Here is a 21,343-nt window from a genome sequence, read left to right as displayed (position 1 = left end):
AAACGTTCAATGCATTCCCTAGGACACGAAGTTTAGTTCGCGATCGAGGGCCGCAGCGGCAAAATCCGCTCAGCGCATCAGCTCATGGCCCAGCCGAGCAGTGATTTCCCGCACAATTTGAAGCTGCTCGGCGACCCGCTTAGGCGCCGTGCCTCCGCGGGAATCACGTGCGGACACCGATCCCTCAATCGTCAATACGTCGCGTACCTGCGGTGTCAGCTCCGGGCTGATGGCGGCAAGTTCGTCGTCGGTCAACTCCTCGAGGCCGACGCTGCGTTCCTCGGCGGTGCGCACGGCGGCACCGGCGGCCTCATGCGCGGACCTAAAGGGGACGCCTTGTCGTACCAACCACTCTGCGACATCGGTGGCCAACGTGTAGCCCGCAGGCGCCAGCGCGGCCATCCGCTCGACATCGAAGGTCAGGCTCCCCACCAGGCCCGCCATCGCCGGCAGCAGCAGCTCGAGCTGAACCACCGAGTCAAACACCGGCTCCTTGTCTTCCTGCAGGTCGCGGTTGTAGGCCAGGGGCTGGGCTTTCAGGGTCGCCAGCAACCCGGTGAGGTTGCCAATCAGCCGCCCGGACTTGCCGCGGGCCAGCTCCGCGATATCCGGGTTTTTCTTCTGCGGCATGATCGAGCTGCCGGTGGACCACGAGTCGTGCAAGGTGACATAGCCGAACTCGGTCGAGCTCCAGATGATGATGTCCTCGGCCAGCCGGGACAGGTCGACGGCGATCATGGCGAATACGAACGCCGCCTCGGCCGCGAAATCGCGCGAGGCGGTCGCATCGACGGAGTTGTCGGCGGCGGTGGTGAAACCCAGATCCGCCGCGATCGCATCGGGGTCCAAGCCGAGCGAGGATCCGGCCAGCGCACCCGAGCCGTATGGGGAAACCGCCGCTCGTTTGTCGAAGTCCACGATCCGCTCCACGTCGCGCAGCAGCGGATGGGCGTGGGCGAGCAGATGGTGCGCCAGCAAGATGGGTTGGGCGGACTGCAGGTGCGTCTTGCCGGGCATGATGGCCGTCGGGTGCGCGGCCGCCTGATCGCCGAGCGCCGCCACCACCTCGAGTACACCCGTGGCCACCCGGCGCACCGCGTCGCGCAGCCACATCCGGAACAGGGTGGCGACTTGATCGTTGCGGGATCGGCCGGCCCGCAGGCGGCCGCCGAGGTCCGGGCCGACCCGCTCGATCAATCCGCGTTCCAGCGCGGCATGCACGTCCTCATCGGAGACCAGGGGGCCGAAGCTGCCGTCGGCGACGTCGCTGGCCAGGCTGTCCAGGCCAGCCAATAGACCGTCGCGCTGCTCCTCGGTGAGCAGCCCAGCGCGGAAGAGCACCACAGCGTGGGCCCGCGATGCGGTGACGTCGTAGGGGGCCAGGGCCCAGTCGAAATGGGTGGATTTGCTCAGCGCCGCCAGCGCGTCGGAAGGCCCGCCGGCGAACCGCCCACCCCACAGCGATCCCTGATTGGTACTCACTTTTCCTCCGCGAGCTTTTCCTCCGCGAGCAGACACAGAATCGCACCAACGCGCCGGTGCATCTGCGATTTCGCGTCTGCTCGGCAGTAGCGGCTCACTGCAGATCCCGGCGGGCGGAGAGTTTGGACGACAAGCCGTGCACGTAGACGAACCCCTTGGCAGCCGACTGGTCGAAGGTGTCGCCCTCGTCGTAGGTGGCCAGGTTGAAGTCGTAAAGCGACTCCGCGCTGCGCCGGCCGTTGACGGCGATGTGACCGCCGTGCAACACCAGCCGGATCTCACCAGACACGTGCTCCTGGGTCTTGGCGACAAAGCTCTCCAGCGCGGTCTTCAACGGCGAATACCACAGTCCGTCGTACACCAGCTCGGCCCAGCGCTGATCGGTGTGCCGCTTGAATCGGGCCAGCTCACGCTCGAGGGTGACGTGCTCGAGCTCGGCGTGGGCCGTGATGAGCACCATGGCCCCGGGCGCCTCGTAGATCTCCCGGCTCTTGATGCCCACCAAGCGGTCCTCGACGACATCGAGGCGCCCGACACCCTGGGCCCCGGCCCGGCGGTTGAGCTCCTCGATGGCCTGCAGCATCGTGACCGCGTTGCCGTCGATCGACACCGGCATGCCGCGTTCGAAGCCGACGATCACCTCATCGGGGGTGTTCCAGTTGACGGTCGGATCTTCGGTGTAGGAGTAGACGTCCTTGGTGGGCGCGTTCCACAGGTGCTCGAGGAGGCCGGTTTCGACAGCTCGGCCCCACACGTTTTGGTCGATCGAGAACGGCGAGCGCTTGGTGACGTTGATCGGGATCGCGTTCTCTTCGGCGAATGCGATCGCCTTCTCCCGGGTCCAGGCGTAGTCGCGAACCGGTGCCAACACCTCTAGATCGGGAGCCAGCGACGCGAACCCGACCTCAAATCGCACCTGGTCATTGCCCTTGCCCGTGCACCCGTGCGCGACGATCCCACCGCCGTGCTCGCGTGCCGCCTCCACCAGATGCTTGACGATCAGCGGCCGGCTGATGGCCGACACCAGCGGATAGCGGTCCATGTAGAGGGCATTGTTCAAGATGGTGGGCAGGCAGTAGCCCTCCGCGAACTCGTCGCGAGCATCGACCACGACCGCCTCGACGGCACCGCAATCGAGCGCTCGCTGACGCACGACCTCCATGTCCTCGCCACCCTGGCCGAGGTCAATCGCAACAGCCACGACCTCACGGCCGGTCTCCTTGCCTATCCAGCTGATGGCGACCGAGGTGTCCAGACCGCCGGAATACGCCAGGATGACGCGTTCTGACATGAACTAACTCCTTCATTTCGCAGAACCGGCAGCAGTGTATTTCAGGTCCTACTTCAATTTTTCCAAGGCGATTGCCAACTCGGCCCCGGTCATCGGCTCACGAGCAGCCACGAACACAGTGTCATCGCCGGCAATGGTGCCGACCACGTACGGTAGCGCCGCACGATCGATTGCGCTGGCCAAGTAGTGCGCCCCGCCGGGCGGGGTGCGCAGCACCGCGAGGTTGGCGCTGGCATCGGAGGACACCAGCAGCTCACCCAGCAGCCGCGCCAGCCGTCCGGTGCCCCCAGTCACCCCGCGCACCGGGCTACCGTCTTCTGGCACCACGTAGACACCCACCCCACCATCGGCGCCGCGCAGCTTCACCGCGCCGAGCTCTTCGAGATCACGAGACAACGTAGCCTGGGTCGCCTCGATCCCCTGGACCGCTAGCAACGCGGCCAATTCACTTTGACTGCTCACCGACTCCGTGGACAAAATCGCCACGATTCGGGCCTGCCGACCAGCGCGATTGACACTGATCTCGGGTGCTTGTTTGGCGCCGTTCATCGCCCCCGCTCCAACAACCACACCAGCAGCGCCTTCTGCGCATGCAGCCGATTCTCCGCCTCGTCCCACACCGCGCTGGCCGGACCGTCCATCACCTGGTCGGTGATCTCGTCGCCTCGATGCGCCGGAAGACAGTGCAGCACAACGACTTCGGAATCGGCCGCCGCCAGCAGCTGCTCGTTCACCTGGAATGGACGGAAGGGCTTGACGCGGTCGAGCCCGTCGTCTTCCTGGCCCATCGACGTCCAGGTATCGGTGACCAGGACATCGGCGCCGGCCGCGGCCACGTGGGCGTCAGCGGTGAGCCGCACCGAGGCACCGGTCGTCTCGGCACGCTGCTCCGCGGCGCCAACGACCGACGGGTCGGGGTGAAATCCGTCGGGAGCGGCAACTGTCACATGCATGCCCGCGGTGACCCCGCCCAACATCAGTGAATGCGCCATGTTGTTGGCGCCGTCACCAAAGTAGGACAACCGCAAGCCTTTCAAGGAGCCCCGACGTTCCGTGATGGTCTGCAAATCGGCCAGCACCTGGCAGGGGTGGAACTCGTCGGACAGCGCATTGACCACGGGCACCGTCGCGGTGGAAGCCATGGCCTGCAGGCGATCCTGGCCGAAGGTGCGCCAAACAATGGCATCAACAAAGCGAGACAACACTTTTGCGGTGTCTGGCAGGGTCTCCTCGCGGCCCAGCTGGGTGCTGCGACCGTCGACAACCACTGCATGCCCACCCAACTGGGCGATACCCATCTCAAAGGAGAAGCGGGTGCGGGTGGAATTCTTGTCGAAGATCACCGCCACTCCCCGCGGCCCGTCCAGGGGACGGCGGCTGAACGGTTCCCGCTTCAATTCGGCCGCCAGCTGCAGAACTTCGGCCTGCTCGGCAGGCGACAAGTCGTCATCACGCAGAAAGTGTCGGATCATGCTGATGCTCCCGCGTTGTCCAAGATTCCCGGCAGCGCGGCGACAAAGCCTTCGAGCTGGGGTTCGGTAATGACCAATGGTGGCGCGAGCCGGACAACGTTGGGCGCAGCGCCATTTACCAGGTAGCCGACTTCGCGCGCGGCCCAGTCCGCCGCCTTGGCGTGCGGGCCTGCCAGCACAATGCCCAAGAGCAATCCGCGCCCGCGCACATGGTCGATCAACGGATGGCTCAACGACTCGACGCCCTGTTTGAATGTTTTGCCTAGCGTTTCGGCGCGGCGCACCAGACCTTCGGAGGCCACTACCCGCAGCACCGCCAACGCCGCCGCGGCACAAACCGGGTTGCCGCCGAACGTACTGCCGTGCAACCCCGGTGTCAGCAACTCCGCCGCTGGGCCAATGGCCAGACACGCCCCAATGGGCAATCCTCCCCCTAGCCCCTTGGCCAGTGTCACGACATCGGGAGTAATGCCGTCATGCTGGTGCGCGTAGAAGGCTCCGGTGCGGCCGATTCCGGTCTGCACCTCGTCGAGCACCAACAGCGCGCCGTGGCGTGCGGTGATCTCGCGAGCCGCCAGCAGGTAGCCCTCCGGCGGCACGACGACACCACTCTCCCCCATGATGGGCTCGAGGAACACGGCGGCAGTCTCGTCGTCGACGGCGGCGGCCAACGCGTCGATATCCCCATAGGGGACGTGAGTAACGTAGCCGGGCAACGGCTCGAACGGCGCTTGCTTGGCCGGCTGTCCGGTGAGCGCCAACGATCCCATCGTCCTGCCGTGAAAACCCTCTTGCGCAGCAACAAGTTTCGTACGACCGGTAAGCCGAGACAGCTTGAACGCAGCCTCGTTGGCCTCGGTCCCAGAGTTGCAGAAGAACACCCGCGCCGGCGCTTCAGCGCCCAGCAGCGTGACCAATTCTTCGGCGAGCGCGATGGTGGGCTCGGTGGCATACAAGTTGGAGGTGTGGCCCAACGTCGACATCTGCTGAGTCACCGCCTCAATGACGGCGGGGTGGCGATGGCCGAGTATGTTGACCGCGATGCCGCCCAGCAGGTCGACGTAGTTCTTACCGTCGACGTCGGTAACTACCGCGCCTTCGCCACTGGCCAATGCCACGGGCGGGGTGCCGTAGTTGTTCATCATCACGGCTTCCCATCGGGCCCGCGTGTCTTCGGTATGCGTCATGCGGACACCACCTTGGTGCCGGTCCCCGCATTGGTGAACAGCTCGACCAGCACGCAATGTTCAACACGCCCGTCGATGACGTGCGCGCTGGGCACCCCACCGGTGACCGCCCGCAGACATGCTTCGACCTTGGGGATCATGCCCGCCTCCAGCCTGGGCAATAACTGTTCCAAAGCCGCCGTGTCGATTTCTCTGATCAATGAATCCCGTTCGGGCCAGCTGGTATAGAGGCCTTCCACATCGGTAAGCATCAGAAGTTTCTCGGCTCCAAGGGCTTCCGCGAGGGCGGCGGCGGCGGTGTCCGCGTTGATGTTATGCACCACGCCTTCGGCGTCCGGAGCCAGTGTTGAAATGACCGGAATCCTATGTGCGGCGATGAGATCCATCAGCGCCGCGGCATTGACATGGTCGACGTCACCGACCAGGCCGATGCCGGTAGCGACACCGTCGACGTTCACACTGCGCCGCACTGCGGTGAACAGCTGTGCGTCTTCACCGGTGACCCCCACCGCATAGGGCCCGTGCGCGTTGATCAAGTTGACCAATTCGCGACCGACCTGTCCGAACAACACCATCCGCGCCACGTCGAGGACTTCCGGTGTGGTGACACGGAATCCGCCTTTGAAGTCACCCTCGATGCCGAGCTTGCCAAGCATGGCGGTGATCTGTGGCCCACCACCGTGCACCACCACCGGATGAATTCCGCAGTTTCGCAGGAAAGCCATGTCGGCAGCGAATGCTTGCCGCAATGTGTCGTCGGTCATCGCGTTGCCGCCGTACTTGATAACGACAACCCTGCCGTGCAACTGCTTGAGCCAGGGCAACGCTTCGGCCAGCACTTGGGCCTTGGCCTGGTTGGACAACGTTTCAATCGTCATGAGCTGTATGCCGAATTCTCTTCGACGTAGGCGTGGGACAGATCGGTGGTTCGGATTGCCGCGTGAGCATCGCCGACGCCAAGTTCGACGGTGACATAGGTATCGGTGGCCGAGAGGTCCACCTCACGCGCGCCCGGGGCACCAACGCCGTCGATGCAGACGGCAGAGCCATTGAATAGCAAGCTGATTCGATTGGGGTCGAGGGTGATGGGGGCCATCCCGACCGCTGCCAGAACTCTCCCCCAGTTCGGGTCGGATCCGAACAGCGCGGTCTTGACCAAGCTGTCACGAGCGATCACCCGCGCGGCGATCAGTGCGTCCTCTTCTGTGGCGGCGCCCTTCACGGTGACGGTGACGCGCTTGGTGACGCCTTCGGCATCAGCCTGCAGTTGAGCACAGAGGTCATCGCAAACTCGTAGTACCGCCTCATCGAGATCTGCTTGCGACGACGCTATTTCGCTGGCACCCGATGCCAGCAAGAGCACCGTGTCATTGGTCGAGCAGCTGCCGTCGATGTCGAGCCGGTCGAACGTACGCGCGGTTGCCCTACGCAGCGCCTGCTCGAGTGCCGCCGAACTCGCGACCGCGTCGGTGGTGAGCACACAAAGCATGGTCGCAAGCGAGGGGGCCAGCATGCCCGCTCCTTTGACCATCCCACCGACAGTCCATTTGCTCTGATGATGTAGCGCAACTTGTTTGGCGACGGTGTCAGTGGTCATGATGGCGTGGGCAGCGTCGTCGCCGCCGTGCAGGCCGCCATGCAGCTCATGCACGATGTGTTCGACACCGGCAAGCACCTTGTCCATCGGCAGGCGGTCGCCGATCAGCCCGGTCGAGCAGACCGCGACCTCAACTGCGCCGGTCTCTGTTCCCCAGTCCGACAACGCGGCCGCGACGGCCTCTGCCGTGGCGTGCGTGTCCTGGAAGCCGCCGGGGCCAGTACAGGCGTTTGCACCACCGGAATTGAGGATCACCGCACGTAGCTGCCCAGTCGTTAGCGCCTGCTGCGTCCATAACACCGGTGCGGCCTTGACCTGGTTCCGGGTGAACACGCCGGCGGCTGAGTAGTCGGGGCCTTCATTGAATACCAGCGCGAGGTCACGAGCACCCGACGCCTTGATCCCAGCCGCGATGCCTGCAGCCCGGAAACCCGCCGGGGCAGTAATGCCTTGACTACGCAACAGCCGCCCGGCGCTGACAACTTCAGTCATGTGTGTCACTCTCCCCGCTGCCAGGCGGTAGTCCTTGCTCCCGGTCACTCGGCAACTGGTCGTCGAAGCCGTTCATGGCGCCACCCCGACCACTGAGAGCCCTTCTGTCTCCGGCCAGCCCAGCGCCAGGTTCATCGACTGCACGGCGGCCCCGGCAGTGCCCTTGACCAGGTTGTCGATTGCGGCAATCGCAACAAAGGTCTCGGCTTCTTCATCCACAGCGACCGCTATGTGCGCCGCGTTGCTGCCAATCACGGCACCAGTGCGGGGCAACTGACCCTCCGGCATCAAATAGATAAAAGGTTCTGCCTCATAGGCTTTTTCGTAGGCTGACCGTAACCGAGCGATCGGCGAGCGGGTACGCGCGGTACAGGTTGCCAGAATGCCACGTGAGGTCGGGATAAGAACCGGTGTAAACGAAACGGTGACGTCTCGGTCGGTGACCGCGCGCAAGCCTTGTGCGATCTCGGGAGTATGCCGGTGCGCACCCGCGATGTTGTAGGCCCGGGCCGACCCGATGACTTCCGAGCCGAGCAGGTCGGTCTTGGCGGCCCGGCCAGCCCCCGAGGTACCGCTAACGGCGACCACCGTCACGGCCGGATCGATGAGGCCCTCGGCCACCGCGGGCAGCAGTGCGAGCAGCGCCGCGGTCGGGTAGCAACCCGGAACCGCTATGCGGCGGGTGTCACGCAACCGCTCCCGAGCACCCGGCAATTCGGGTAGTCCGTAGGGCCAGCTGCCGGAATGCGCTGACCCATAGAACCGCTCCCAAGCCGCCGCATCGGTGAGCCGAAAATCGGCCCCACAGTCGATGATCAGAGTTTCTGGGCCGAGTTGATCGGCCAGCGCCGCCGAATGCCCGTGCGGCAAAGCGAGGAATACCACGTCATGTCCGCGGAGCACCTCGAGCTCGGTGGGCTCGAGGATCCGCTGGGCCAGCGGCAACAGATGCGGATGGTGCTCCGCGAGGACGCTTCCCGCGCTGGCCGCTGCGGTCACCGCCCCGATCGTCAGCCGTCCCGAGGTGTAGGCGGGATGCCCCAGCAGAAGGCGAAGGATCTCACCGCCTGCATAGCCGCTGGCACCCGCTACGGCCACCCTGATTGCATCGGTCGCGTGGGCCATTTCGAGGATTTTGCATGGTTATGCAATATTTCGCAAATCCATTCTGGCCTGTGTCGCGACCACGACTTAGCTCAAGGGTAGTCAGCACCAGCTAGGCAGCGACCTGAACTCCGAAACTCGCGTTCAACGCCGCCTGGATGGCGAGTTGAAGATTGGCCAATGCAGCACTGATGTCTCCGGTGATTCCAAGAGCTGCGTTATCCAGGGCACTCACGATGACGCCTCCGGTCTGGGTCAGGCCAACGCTGGCGTTGGCGATGCCTGTCGACAGGGTGACCGCGGCCTGTGACAGCCCGGGCAGACCAACACCGATGCTGGCAACCACAGCATCGCTGAGCGCACCGGTCACCTCTGCCGTAGCGTTTTGCCAGATCATCAGCAGCGATTCGCCCGTGCCCAGCAAGCCGGAAACACCTCCTGCGAGGCTGCGCGCCAAGGTTTCGCCGGTGCCAATCAGACCTAACAGTCCTCCCCCGATCCCCCCTGCCAGGTTTGCACCGGTCTGCGCCAGGCCTGACAACAGCCCCGACGCCGTGTTGGCAAGGCTCGCCGTCAGCGCGGCGCTCAACTCCGCCGACAGGTCACCGCTTAGGCTGGCCGACAACGCAGCCGACAGCTGGGTAGCAAGCTCCGGCAGGCCTGCACCAAAGGCTCCCGCCAGGTTCCCAGCCAGCGACGCGCCGGTCTGGACTAGTCCGTTCAACCCGCTATTCAATCCGGCTAGCAGTGCCGGTGCGTTGAAGGCGCCGACAAGATTGGCCGCGACGTTCTGACCTGTCTGGATTAGCGCATCCAGTCCGCCGCCAAAGCTATCCACGAGGTTTCCCGCCAGAGATTGTCCAGTTTGGAGCAAGCCGGTGAAGCCACCGGTGAATCCGGCCATCAGCTCGGGGAATGAGGTGCCAAGACTGGCCTGCAACGCCGCGCTGATCTGGGCCGCCAGCGTCGGCAAGCTGAAACCGCCAACCAGGTTGGCAGCCAACGCCTGACCCACTTCAATCAACGCGTTAAACCCGCCACCAAGGCTGCCCGCCAGGTTGGCCGCTAACGTTTGGCCCGCCTGCACCAGCCCGTTCAGCCCACCGGTGAATGCGGCCACCGCCTCCGGGAACGAGGCACCGAAGCTGGCCTGCAACGCCGCACTAATCTGAGCCGCCAACGCCGGCAAACTAAACCCGCCAACCAGGTTGGCGGCCAACGCCTGACCAACTTCAATCAACGCGTTAAACCCGCCACCAAGGCTGCCCGCCAGGTTGGCCGCCAACGTTTGGCCCGCCTGCACCAGCCCGTTCAACCCACCGGTAAACGCCGCCACCACCTCCGGGAACGACGCACCGAAGCTCGCCTGCAACGCCGCCGACAACTCAGCGGCCAGCGTCGGGAGACTGAACCCGCCAACCAGGTTGGCAGCCAAGGCCTGGCCAACTTCAATCAACGCGTTAAACCCGCCACCAAGGCTGCCGGCCAGGTTGGCCGCTAACGTTTGGCCGGCCTGCACCAGCCCGTTCAAGCCACCGGTGAACGCGGCCACCGCCTCCGGGAACGAGGCACCGAAGCTGGCCTGCAACGCCGCCGACAACTCAGCGGCCAGTGTCGGCAGACTGAACCCGCCAACCAGGTTGGCCATCAACACCTGCCCGGCCTCCAACAACCCACTCAGGCCACCGCCAAAACTGCCCGCCAGGTTGGCCGCCAACGTTTGGCCCGCCTGCACCAGCCCGTTCAACCCACCGGTAAACGCCGCCACCGCCTCCGGGAACGACGCACCGAAGCTAGCCTGCAACGCCGCGCTAATCTGGGCCGCCAGTGTCGGGAGACTGAACCCGCCAACCAGGTTGGCAGTCAACGCCTGACCAACTTCAATCAACGCGTTAAACCCGCCACCAAGGCTGCCCGCCCGATTCGCCGCCAGGCTTTGGCCCGCCTGCACCAGCCCGTTCAACCCACCGGTAAACGCCGCCACCGCCTCCGGCAACGACGCACCGAAGCTAGCCTGCAACGCCGCGCTAATCTGGGCCGCCAGTGTCGGGAGACTGAACCCGCCAACCAGGTTGGCAGCCATCGCCTGACCAACTTCAATCAACGCGTTAAACCCGCCACCAAGGCTGCCCGCCCGATTCGCCGCCAGGCTTTGGCCCGCCTGCACCAGCCCGTTCAACCCACCGGTAAACGCCGCCACCGCCTCCGGCAACGACGCACCGAAGCTAGCCTGCAACGCCGCACTAATCTGGGCCGCCAACGCCGGCAGACTAAACCCACCAACCAGGTTGGCAGCCAACGCCTGACCCACTTCGACCAACGCGTTAAACCCGCCACCAAGGCTGCCCGCCAGATTCGCCGCCAGGCTTTGTCCCGCCTGCACCAGCCCGTTCAACCCACCGGTAAACGCCGCCACCACCTCCGGCAACGACGCACCGAAGCTCGCCTGCAACGCCGCCGACAACTCAGCGGCCAGCGTCGGCAAGCTAAACCCGCCAACCAAGTTGGCCGCCAACGTTTGCCCCGCCTGCACCAACCCGTTCAACCCACCCGTGAACGCCGCCACCGCCTCCGGCAACGACGCACCGAAGCTAGCCTGCAACGCCGCACTAATCTGGGCCGCCAACGCCGGCAGACTAAACCCACCTGCCAGGTTGGCCATCAACACCTGCCCGGCCTCCAACAACCCACTCAGGCCGCCACCAAAGTTGCCCGCCACATTCGCGGCCAACGTTTGACCCGCCTGCACCAGCCCGTTCAATCCACCGGTAAATACAGCAACCAACTCTGGCAGCGACGTACCGAAGCTAGCCTGCAACGCCGCCGACAACTGGGCCGCCAATACGGGAGCGCTAAGGCTGGCCGTCAAGCCGCCTGCCAGGGTCTCTCCGGTCTGGATGAGCGCATCCAGACCGCCGCCCACACTGCCGGCCAGGTTTGTCGCCAAGGACTGGCCCGCCTAGACCAGGCCGGTGAATCCGCTATCGAACGCACCGACGAGGCCGGGCAGGCTGCTGCCAACGGTCGCCGAGATCGCACCGCTTAGCTGAGCGGCGAATTCGGGCAAGGCGCTCCCGAAGTTGGTAAGCACGGTTCCGCCGGTTTGGAAAAGCGCACCAAGGCCGCTGCCGGCGCTACCGATCAGGCTGGTCGTGATGGTCTGGCCGGTTTGAATCAGCCCAGTCAGCCCATTATTGAATCCCGCGATCAGTTCCGGCAGAGCGAGGTTGAAGTTGCCCGACAGGGAAGCCCCAAGCTGTGCACTCAGTGAGCCACCCAAATTCATTGCCTGGGTGAGGGCCGCACTGGCTTGAGCGCTCAACCCAGCACCAGCGCCCGCCATGAACGAACCGAGGTTCTGCAAGGCCTGGCCAGCCGACACGATGACCTCGCCGGTTTGAACCAGACCGGTCCCAAGACCGGACACAAGCGCACCACCGGTCTGCAGCGCAAGACCGGAAACTCCGGAGCCGAAAGCTGTCGCGAGGGAGTTCGCCGCTTGAAGAGCCAACTCCGCGCTAAGTCCGGCCGTCAGCCCACCACTAAATCCGCCGCTGACTGCAGCGGCGGCACTTTCGCCCGCGAGCAGGGCAGCACCGTTGGCTACCTCAGCTTCCACGTACGAGGCCGCAGCACCGCTCAACACCCTGACGAAAGACTCGTGGAACGACGCCGCTTGTGCACTGACTGCTTGATATTCCTGGCCAAAAGTGCCGAATAGCGCTGCTATTGCAGCGGATACCTCATCTTCTCCCGCGGCCGCCAGTGCGGTGGTCGGCACTGCTACTGCCTGAGCGGCCTCCACCAGTGCTGAACGGATTCCTGCCAAGTCCTGGGCTGCCGACTCGACGAGCTCGGGCACAGCGGTCACAAAAGACATGTTCATCATCCCCACGCAGAATGAACGGTCTGTGATCCGAAGAGGCCCGATCTCATCGGCAGAAGAAACGTAATCCGCTGTGGCAGAACTACACAAGAAAACCATCGTTTTCACCTGTCCGAATCCAACCCCAGGCAATCTGATTGACGAAACGACTTCACCCCGGGCCAGATTTCACCGGAAGCCGGGTATCGACTTCTGTTGCCTGCCGTCAGGAGTTTTATCAAGATCTGGATGCCGCAGCCCCAACACATAGTTTGGCCGCCGCTAATTAATTGCAGCAGAGTAAATTTCGCGAATGTTCAGCGACACCGACTTCACCCGACAAAGCCTTCACCGGGCGACCAGGCGATGAGTTCGTAAGCCGCCCACCCGGACGCCTACCCCGCCGCCCAGGGCTCCCGACCACGCCCATGTCAGATGTTCTACCGTTGCAGCGGAACATTTTTGGGCGCCCCAACGGAGCCCTCGTACCAACAAGCGGCCGTCACGAGGCCTTGGCCGTTGCCACGGAAGATCACCCCGAAGGTCGAAAAGTCTATGGGGAATACCCTTTCCGCAAGCTCCCCAATCCTCCTTCGGATTTGCACCGCAAGGCCGTTATTCCACACATGACGAAGGCGGGCATCAATCCGCTAGCCAGCCCTTCGGCAACCCGATGAATCGGCGGCGAACATTATGCATCTTTTCCCGGCTTGCAGCGGCGCGGGACACGCCAAAACGACCCACGATTTCTGTGGCCCCAAATGATCGGCCGCTATCCCACAATTGCGCGCAAAGCAGGCAGGTCACCCAGGTTCGCTGGGACACATCAAGCCATTGCCAAGTGACCCACGACTGCACACCCTGTGAGATTGGAATGAGCAGAATCATTTGCTCCGAGCGACTTACGCGCCAGTGACGATCACCGGCAAGCACCTGCAGGTTTCGACGGCGCCGGGGGCACTACGCGGCGGGCGTTATTGCGTTGGCCAGGTGCCGGGACGTGTAGTTCACCAGCGTGGGCACCAGCCCCCCGAATTGGGTGCCACCGAGCGTCAGGTTGATTGGGATGTCGACCCCAAGAATCTCCAGCGGCACCGTCGCTGTAAACGGATGCGGCGGAACCAAAAGCCCTTGGAAGGGAAGGTGAATGACGACCGGTATGTTTAGCGGCCCGAGGACTGGCACATCGAAGGTCACCGGCAACGACATGTCGACAATCGTTTCGCCATTGAGGAAGCCGTCCAAGACGACCGCCGGCGCGTCGATTAGGCCACCGACCACCATGAACGGGTTCCCGGTTGCTACGCCAGTGCCAATCGTTGTCCCGGCGGTGGCCAGTCCGTCGAGACCCGCAACCGGCGCGCCCGCGACACCGAAGAGGATCGACAACGGCAGACCGAAGTTGGCGTCGAGTACAAGTGCGGGCGGATCCAAGGTTCCGGAGATCGTCGTCGAAATGCTGGTATCGGTAAGCGCATTGAGCACGTTGGCGAGGTTGTGAGTCATCTGCGCGGGAATCGAGCCGGCAGGCAACAGGTTGCTGAAGCCCTGAACATCCTGCCCGGGGAGGGCCAGGATCGGGAACAGGTCCGCTACCGGCCCCAGCAATCTGATGTCGTTCAAGTTGCTGGTATCGAATCCGGTGATGAAGACATTGAGCAAGGCCTTCGTCGCGTCGTTGACCGCCAGGTTGTAGTTGCCGGCCGCGAACGCCTCGTAGGCTGGCTGCATGTCGGCCGGGAAGCCGGCCAGCCCGATCTGAAGGTCCTGACCCGCTTCCGAGAGCGACGTGCCGATCGTGTGGAAGTCGTTCATCGTGCCGGCGACGAACTGCTGAGCGTAGAGGCCGGGGTTGAAAGCTAGAAATCCCTGGATCCCGGTCTCGATGTTTTCCGGCAGGTGTGCCAGCTCAGTGGGTAGGTTCTGGATCGCGAGGCTGAGATCCTGCCCGAGCGTGTACGCATAGCCCTGCTGATTGGCGATCACCTGACGCAGCAACGGGAATGGGTCTTCAGACCATGCTGTGCCGAGGGCATTCAGGTTCGAGCTGGTGTTCTCAAAGAGTTGCTGCCAGGCACCGCCAGGCGCAGGTGTTGTGGTTGTGTCCCCGGAGGACGGGAACAGACCCGGTAGCAATGTCTGCAGGCCGCTCAATCCGGGCAGACTAGTGAGGGCGCCCGTGATGCCGCCGATCTGATCAGACAGCAACACGGCGCCGTCGCCGCCGATCAGAGCGGATGTGACGACGCCGATCTCCCCTCCGACACCGTTGAAGAACGGGCCCAAAGGTCCGGAGCCGACGAGCGAAGTCAGCACGCCATTGCCCCCCACCAGCGGGCCAAGGAGCCCACCAGTGCCCCCGAACAGGATCGGGTCCAACAGCCCCCCGCTACCACCGAGGATCCCGCCAACGCTTCCGCTACCTCCTGAGCTAGTGCCGAGGATCGATCCCAGAAGCCCGCTGAGAGGATCGGCGGCAGCGGCCGCACCGCCGTTCAGCGATTGGCCGAGCAATGCTTCGACGTTGACGACCTCGGCACTCAGATAGCTTGCAGCGCCACCGTTCAACAAGCGCACGAGCTCGGCATGAAACGCTGCCGCTCGGCCGTTGAGAGCCTGAAATTCCTGCCCATACGCACCGAAGAGGTGCGCGATGGCCGCCGATACCTCATCGGCGGCCGCAGCCGCCACGCCGGTTGTTGGCCCTGCGGCCGCCTCTGCGGCCGCCCCGAGCGTCGAGCGGATGCCCGCCAAATCTGCCGCCGCTGCCGTCACCATCTCCGGATCAGCGATCACGAACGACATAGTCAGCTCCCCTCGTTGCCCAGGGCTCCGGCGTTGTTGATTAGCAGGCTTGTGAGCTGGGTTGATGATCTTTGGTGCCGCGCTATTGGGGCCGGAGTGTAGGCACGGGCTATCTGGAGAACGATCGAGTTGGTTACTGTTCGTCGTTGGTCTGGAGTTGCCCGTGCCTACCGTTTCAGTATTGCCTGTGTCGTCGGTTCCAGAGGTGTTCGACCGCTGGAGTCCTGGTGAGCGCAGCGAGCTCATCGGATCGGAGTTTCTCGATGTGTTGGCCTCGGTGCCAGACCCGAGGGACCCACGCGGTCGGAGGTATTCGCTGATGGCTTTGTTGGCGATCGCGGTTCTGGCCACTGCCGCGGGGATGCGCGGCTATGCTGGTTTTGCCACATGGGCGGCCACCGCTCCCGATGATGTGTTGGCCCAATTAGGGGTCCGGTTCCGGAGGCCCAGTGAGAAGACCTTCCGCGCTGTTTTGTCTCGGCTAGACCCCAGGGCTCCGGCGTTGTTGATTAGCAGGCTTGTGAGCTGGGTTGATGATCTTTGGTGCCGCGCTATTGGGGCCGGAGTGTAGGCACGGGCTATCTGGAGAACGATCGAGTTGGTTACTGTTCGTCGTTGGTCTGGAGTTGCCCGTGCCTACCGTTTCAGTATTGCCTGTGTCGTCGGTTCCAGAGGTGTTCGACCGCTGGAGTCCTGGTGAGCGCAGCGAGCTCATCGGATCGGAGTTTCTCGATGTGTTGGCCTCGATGCCAGACCCGAGGGACCCACGCGGTCGGAGGTATTCGCTGATGGCTTTGTTGGCGATCGCGGTTCTGGCCACTGCCGCGGGGATGCGCGGCTATGCTGGTTTTGCCACATGGGCGGCCACCGCTCCCGATGATGTGTTGGCCCAATTAGGGGTCCGGTTCCGGCGGCCCAGTGAGAAGACCTTCCGCGCTGTTTTGTCTCGGCTAGACCCCGCCGACCTCAACGCCAGGATAGGCAGTTACTTCACTGCACACGTGGCCAGCAGCGACCCCAGTGGATTGGTGCCGATCGCGTTGGACGGCAAGATGCTGCGTGGTGCTTTACGCGCCAAAGCGACAGCCACGCATCTCGTGTCGGTGTTCGCCCACCGTGCCCGATTGGTGCTCGGTCAACTCGCTGTCGCCGAGAAAAGCAATGAAATTCCCTGCGTACGTGCCCTGCTCACGCTGCTGCCGGGTAGCTTGCGGTGGCTGGTCACCGTGGATGCGATGCATACCCAGGTCGTCACCGCGAAGTTGATCTGCGCCACCTTGAAGTCGCACTACCTGATGATCGTCAAGTCCAACCAAGCCAAAATATTTGCGCGTATCACCGCGCTGCCCTGGGCCGAGGTGCCCGCAGCCGCTACCGACGACTCCCGCGGCCACGGCCGTGTCGAGACCCGCACCCCGCAAATCATCACCGCTGCACGAGGAATCGGCTTCCCCTACGCAAAACAAATCATCCGGATCACTCGTGAACGCTTGATCACCGCCACCGACCAGCGCAGCGTGGAGGTGGTCTATGCCATCTGCAGCCTGCCGTTCGAGCACGCCCGCCCTACCGCGATCATGACCTGGATGCGTCAACACTGGGGAATCGAGAACAGCCTGCACTGGATACGCGACGTCACCTTCGACGAAGACCGTCAAAGGGCACATACCGGAAACGGCGCACAGGTCCTAGCAACGCTACGCAACACCGCGATCAATCTGCACCGCCTCAACGGCGCCGACAACATCGCCGAAGCCTGCCGGATCACCGCTTTGACCGCCAACCGCCGCCTAGACCTCCTCAATCCACAATCCCCCAGCTCACAAGCCCGCTAATCAACAACGCCGGAGCCCTGCCTCGTTGCCCAACGCGTGACGCACGGCGCAGGGCGCGGGTACCCAGAGGGTGTCAGCCCCAAACCTGTTAGGCGAAGAATTGGCCGCAGGAGATTGGAGCCACGAATCTGTTCGAGGCATGCCAAGACAACCGGATGGCCGTGGTTGCGGCTCTCAGTCAACGCGACACCGTCACCGCCGGAGCCGACCACCACGTCGCGCCTGACCGTGCATCGAGGCCCACACGGACAGGTTCGCGTCATCTACTAGCTGAGCTTGATCGCACCCGCTAGCTGCGCGGACGCGCTCTGCAGGCCAGGGATGAGGCCTCCAAACTCCGTACCACCGAGGGTTATATGTTGAGTGACCGGCGGCGTATGCGGGAGCACCCGGAACACTATGGTCGACTCCACAGGCTGCAGCGGAGTCAAAATCCCACCAATCGGGATCGCTGACGTCAACGACTCTGTTCCAGAAATGGGCGACAGGTAGGTCGGCAGATCCAGCGTTATCGTCCCTTCGCCATTGAGGAACCCGTTGACGATGACGGCAGGCGCATCAACAATGGCACCGAATGCCCCCGCGACATCGCCAGCCTGGACCGCATCAATAAAGGTCGTCGCACTTTGCAAAGCTGCCTGACCGGTGACGATCGGCGCCCCCAGCGCATCAAGAGCAAGCGTCAGAGGAAAACCAGTGGTGAACGATGGGTTCAACAAGGAGATGTTGGCCATGATCGATGTGTCGGTAACCGTCTGCAGCACGTTGGTCATGTTCTGCGAAATCTGACCGGGGATGGTGGTCATGGGCAGGAGATCACCCAAGGCGCCCTGCACGGTAACAACTGGCACATTGGTGTAATCGAAGCCGTTAAAGACCAAACCGAGGTAGCCCTTCCCCAGGATCTCGACCGCTCCACTGACATTGCCGGTCATGAGTGCTTGGAAGGCCCCCTGGTAGGCCGCCGGCAACGCCACCAATCCCGCCCCGAAGTCTTGGACCGAGTTCGACAAGGACGTAAACACCGTATTGGCGTAGGTCTGTTGGTTGGCGATGAATTGACTCAGGAAGGGCGCCGGATCGGCATTCCAGGTGGCGCCGATGGCTTGCAGGTTGGTCCACGTGTTGTCGAATAGGGTCTGGTAGGCACCGCCGACTGCAGCGGGGCTGCTCGCCGCCGCCGACAGAACCATCGGGGCCGCTAGCGCGGTAGGCACCTCACCGCCCCAGGCGCCCGCAACTCCCGGCAGCCCACCGAATATTCCCGGCAAGCCGCCCGCGCCGCCAGTACCGGCTTCAGCAAGCAAATAGCCCCAGGCATCATACACCGGAGCACCGCCATCGCCGCCCTTGCCACCGTCGCCCCACAGCAACCCGCCGCGGCCCCCGAGCCCGCCGGGCATAGACGGCGCTCCCTTGCCTCCGGCACCGCCGGTACCGATCAAGCCAGCGGCCCCGCCGTTACCGCCGGGCTGACCGGGGCCGCCGGGCGCCCCGTCGCCGCCCTTGCCCATCAAGATTCCACCGGGCCTGCCATCGCCGCCGGCCACCGTCGCGTTGGCCCCGTCGGCGATCAGCGACCGTCCCAGCACCATTTGCGTCGGCGCATTGACCACCTTGAGCAATTCCTGCATCGGCGGCCCGAAGACCGAAGAGTTCAACGCCTCGGCGCTGACATATGCCGCAGCGCCGCCACTCAGCAAACCCTCGAACTCGGCTTGAAACGCCGCCGCTTGGGCATTGAGCGCTTGAAATTCCTGCCCATAGGCACCGAACACTTGAGAGATCGCCGCCGACACCTCGTCACCGGCGGCGGCCACCACCGCGGTCGTGGGACCCGCGACTGCCGCACTGACTTCGCCTAACGCGGAGCGGATTGCCGTAAGGCTTTCCGTGGCCGCGCTGACCATCTCCGGCTGCACAAGTAGAAACGACATCCTTGGCTCCTCTCGCCCCGCCGTGGCGACCTCCCGATAATCACCAAGGCAGGTCGAGACTAATAGGGCACTGTATTAACCCGCTGGAAAACTGATGAATTTGTTCTCGCGCCCTAAGATATGACCCCTCCGCTCCGGGCCAGATCCTGTGGGAGTCCGATACCCACGAAATGGGGCGAGGTGAACCCACTCACGTCAAAGCAAACGGCGAACACCTCAACGGCTGGTCGGCGCGCCCGCGAGGACGAAGGACAGATTGGCGGCACCGCCGATGATCGGGCGTCGCGGCAAGCTCAGTCAGTGACTGGGCTTGCGCCGATCGCCTCGGCAAGCTGTTCGGGCAGCAAGGTCAGGAGCCCCGGTGCAACGCCGCCAAGCGGTGTGCCATTGACGGTGGCCGTGACGCCAAGATCCGGAATGGTCGCGGTGTAGGGGCCGGCCGGCACAAGAATTCCGTCCATCGGCAGATTCAGCGTCGTTGGGATGCCCAATGCGTCGATCGTCAACGGGAATGTGGACTGACCGTTGAGCAAGCCATTCGCAACGACAGCAGGAGCATCCAGCACTGCGGCGGTCGCCGCCAAGACGTTTCCGCTTTGCGCCGCAGTGACGAACGCTGTCGCGCTGGTACCAAACGCATCAATCGCATCGACAGGTCCGCCGAGGGCTTCAACTCCTAACGCCAACGGCAAACCCATAGTGGCGTCGATGGCCACCCCGATACCGGTGGGGCTGCTCGGATCTACGACGAGGGTCAGCGTTGAGGTAACGGCCGTGTTTGTGGCGGCGTTGACGATGTTGGTGAAGTTCTGCGATACCAGTTCCGGTACCGATCCGGCTGGCAGCAGGTTGGTGAAGTTCTGCGCCATCTGCCCAGGAATGCCCAAGATCGGCAAGAGGTCTCCAACTGTCCCCGTCGGAGTGATGCTCAGGACGGCATCCGAACCGGCAGTCACGTCAAGACCCGTGATGAACAGGTTTGCCAAACCCGATTCGAGATGGTCGGCCGCGCCACTGACGTTGCCGGCCATGAAGTCTTGGAAGGCCGCCTGATAAGCCGCCGGCAATGCCGCCGCTCCGGTACCAAAGTCATGGGCAGCGCTTTGCAGTGCCGTGCTGATCGTCTGGGCGTAGCCGAGCTGATTGGTGACCAGCGAGTGTAGGAACGCGCCCGGGTCAGCGGCCATTAGGGAGTGGGTACCGAGCTGGATATCGGCCGGCAAGTGCGCCAACGCCGCGGGCAAATTGCTGACTGAGCTTTGCAGCGCAGTCGCGGCAGTCTGCGCGTAGCCCATCTGGTTGGCGATCAGCTGATGTAGGAACGGCGCCGGATTGGCCGCCCAGGCGCCGTCGAGACTTTGCAGGTTGGTGACCGTATTGGAGATCAGCGTCTGATACGGCGCGGCGACGACGTCGCCGAATGTGTTTGGGGTGACAGGAGCCGGCGCGGATGTCCCTGGCGTGTCTGTGCCGCCCACCGCAACGCCGCTGCCGGAACCAGACCCACTCACCGCGACACCGCCATCCGAGCCGGGGTCACTCACCGCGACACCACCATCGGAGCCGGGGTCAGTTGCAGCGACGCCACCCGCGGACACAGTCGTCCCGTCGGACGACGAGGCGGTAGTGCCGGAGGTAACCGCACCATCCGTCGCACCGGCCGAGACAGTGCCAGCGGTCGCACCGGAGGCAACCGAACCGGTCGTCGCACCGGCCGAGACAGTGCCAGCGGTCGCACCGGACGAAACAGAACCGGCCGCCGAGCCGGACGCGACCGAACCGCTCGTCACGCCCGAGGTCGATGTTCCCGTGGTCGCGGACTGACTGCCGGATCCGCCGGTGCCGATTATCGGGTGCCCCAACAGCGCCTGGGCAGGCGCGTTGACCGCGTTCACCAGCCCCTGCTCGGCCATGGACAAGTCTTGTTGCGCGGTGGCCTCGACGCTGGCATAGGCAGCCGCACCAGCCCGCATCAACCTCACCAGCTGGTCGTGAAATCCCCTCAGTTGGGCGCTCACGACCTGGAATTCCTGGCCGTGGGCGCCAAATAGCTGCGAGATCGCCGTCGATACCTCGTCGCCGCCGGCAGCCAGCACGTCAGTCGTCGGCCCCGCCGCCGCAGTGGCCTCACTGAGCGCCGAGCGAATGCTCGCCAAATCGCCCGCCGCGGCCGCCACTGTGTTTGGCACCACATTCACAAACGACATATCGCTTGCCTCTCGCTCCGCTGCGACGATGACCGCTGGTCACCAAGCAGGAACAAAACTAGTGCGGCA

Annotated in this window: 15 protein-coding genes; 2 read left to right on the top strand and 13 right to left on the bottom strand. The window is 63.9% G+C overall.

Going from position 1 to position 21,343, the window contains the following annotated elements; all coding sequences use genetic code 11:
- Positions 1-69: 69 nt before the first annotated feature.
- The 11 genes from argH to MPSD_RS12325 form a co-directional block, all read right to left on the bottom strand.
- Positions 70-1,482, bottom strand: a complete 1,413-nt coding sequence (argH, locus tag MPSD_RS12385) for an argininosuccinate lyase (RefSeq protein WP_015355957.1) — start codon at positions 1,480-1,482, stop codon at positions 70-72.
- Between the two features lie 94 nt (positions 1,483-1,576).
- Positions 1,577-2,773: an argininosuccinate synthase gene (locus MPSD_RS12380; RefSeq protein ID WP_020787650.1), complete on the bottom strand. Its 1,197-nt coding sequence runs from the start codon at positions 2,771-2,773 to the stop codon at positions 1,577-1,579.
- Positions 2,774-2,821: 48 nt separating this feature from the next.
- Entirely contained in the window at positions 2,822-3,322 is a 501-nt protein-coding gene (locus MPSD_RS12375; RefSeq protein ID WP_011739767.1) for an arginine repressor, read from the bottom strand.
- Positions 3,319-4,245 carry an ornithine carbamoyltransferase gene (gene argF / locus MPSD_RS12370; protein WP_015355959.1) on the bottom strand — a complete coding sequence of 309 codons (927 nt, stop codon included), beginning with the start codon at positions 4,243-4,245 and terminating at the stop codon, positions 3,319-3,321. Before argF ends, MPSD_RS12375 begins: the two co-directional genes overlap by 4 nt.
- Positions 4,242-5,432: an acetylornithine transaminase gene (locus MPSD_RS12365; protein WP_020787651.1), complete on the bottom strand. Its 1,191-nt coding sequence runs from the start codon at positions 5,430-5,432 to the stop codon at positions 4,242-4,244. The genes argF and MPSD_RS12365 overlap by 4 nt, the downstream gene beginning before the upstream one ends.
- On the bottom strand, positions 5,429-6,310 hold the full coding sequence (argB, locus tag MPSD_RS12360) for an acetylglutamate kinase (RefSeq protein WP_086085348.1): 882 nt from the start codon (positions 6,308-6,310) through the stop codon (positions 5,429-5,431). The genes MPSD_RS12365 and argB overlap by 4 nt, the downstream gene beginning before the upstream one ends.
- Positions 6,307-7,521 carry a bifunctional glutamate N-acetyltransferase/amino-acid acetyltransferase ArgJ gene (gene argJ / locus MPSD_RS12355; RefSeq protein WP_086085349.1) on the bottom strand — a complete coding sequence of 405 codons (1,215 nt, stop codon included), beginning with the start codon at positions 7,519-7,521 and terminating at the stop codon, positions 6,307-6,309. The genes argB and argJ overlap by 4 nt, the downstream gene beginning before the upstream one ends.
- A 72-nt stretch (positions 7,522-7,593) precedes the next feature.
- A complete protein-coding gene (gene argC, locus MPSD_RS12350; RefSeq protein WP_012394204.1) occupies positions 7,594-8,646 on the bottom strand; it encodes an N-acetyl-gamma-glutamyl-phosphate reductase in 1,053 nt (350 codons plus the stop codon).
- Positions 8,647-8,737: 91 nt separating this feature from the next.
- On the bottom strand, positions 8,738-11,572 hold the full coding sequence (locus MPSD_RS29255) for a beta strand repeat-containing protein (protein ID WP_232022827.1): 2,835 nt from the start codon (positions 11,570-11,572) through the stop codon (positions 8,738-8,740).
- A gap of 12 nt (positions 11,573-11,584) precedes the next feature.
- A complete protein-coding gene (locus MPSD_RS12335) occupies positions 11,585-12,643 on the bottom strand; it encodes a PE family protein (protein ID WP_232022826.1) in 1,059 nt (352 codons plus the stop codon).
- Between the two features lie 807 nt (positions 12,644-13,450).
- Positions 13,451-15,295 (bottom strand): PE family protein, encoded by a 1,845-nt coding sequence (locus MPSD_RS12325; protein WP_020787656.1) that lies wholly within the window; start codon positions 15,293-15,295, stop codon positions 13,451-13,453.
- 64 nt (positions 15,296-15,359) lie between these two features.
- Between MPSD_RS12325 and MPSD_RS30785 the strand changes: the two genes are divergently transcribed.
- Positions 15,360-15,866, top strand: a complete 507-nt coding sequence (locus MPSD_RS30785) for a transposase family protein (protein ID WP_420811849.1) — start codon at positions 15,360-15,362, stop codon at positions 15,864-15,866.
- A gap of 61 nt (positions 15,867-15,927) precedes the next feature.
- Positions 15,928-17,130 (top strand): ISAs1-like element IS2404/ISMul1 family transposase, encoded by a 1,203-nt coding sequence (locus MPSD_RS12305; RefSeq protein ID WP_420811905.1) that lies wholly within the window; start codon positions 15,928-15,930, stop codon positions 17,128-17,130.
- 266 nt (positions 17,131-17,396) lie between these two features.
- Here MPSD_RS12305 and MPSD_RS12300 read toward each other — a convergent pair whose 3' ends face one another.
- Both MPSD_RS12300 and MPSD_RS12295 read right to left on the bottom strand, forming a co-directional pair.
- Positions 17,397-19,067, bottom strand: coding sequence for a PE family protein (locus tag MPSD_RS12300; protein ID WP_086085867.1), 1,671 nt, complete (start codon positions 19,065-19,067; stop codon positions 17,397-17,399).
- A 293-nt stretch (positions 19,068-19,360) separates the two neighbouring features.
- Positions 19,361-21,274, bottom strand: a complete 1,914-nt coding sequence (locus tag MPSD_RS12295; protein ID WP_020787658.1) for a PE family protein — start codon at positions 21,272-21,274, stop codon at positions 19,361-19,363.
- Positions 21,275-21,343 lie beyond the last annotated feature (69 nt).

This window comes from Mycobacterium pseudoshottsii JCM 15466, assembly GCF_003584745.1.
GTDB classification, from domain to species: Bacteria; Actinomycetota; Actinomycetes; order Mycobacteriales; family Mycobacteriaceae; genus Mycobacterium; species Mycobacterium marinum.
The sequence above is the reverse complement of the archived record's forward strand: the minus strand, read 5'-3'. Positions and strand labels throughout refer to the sequence as shown.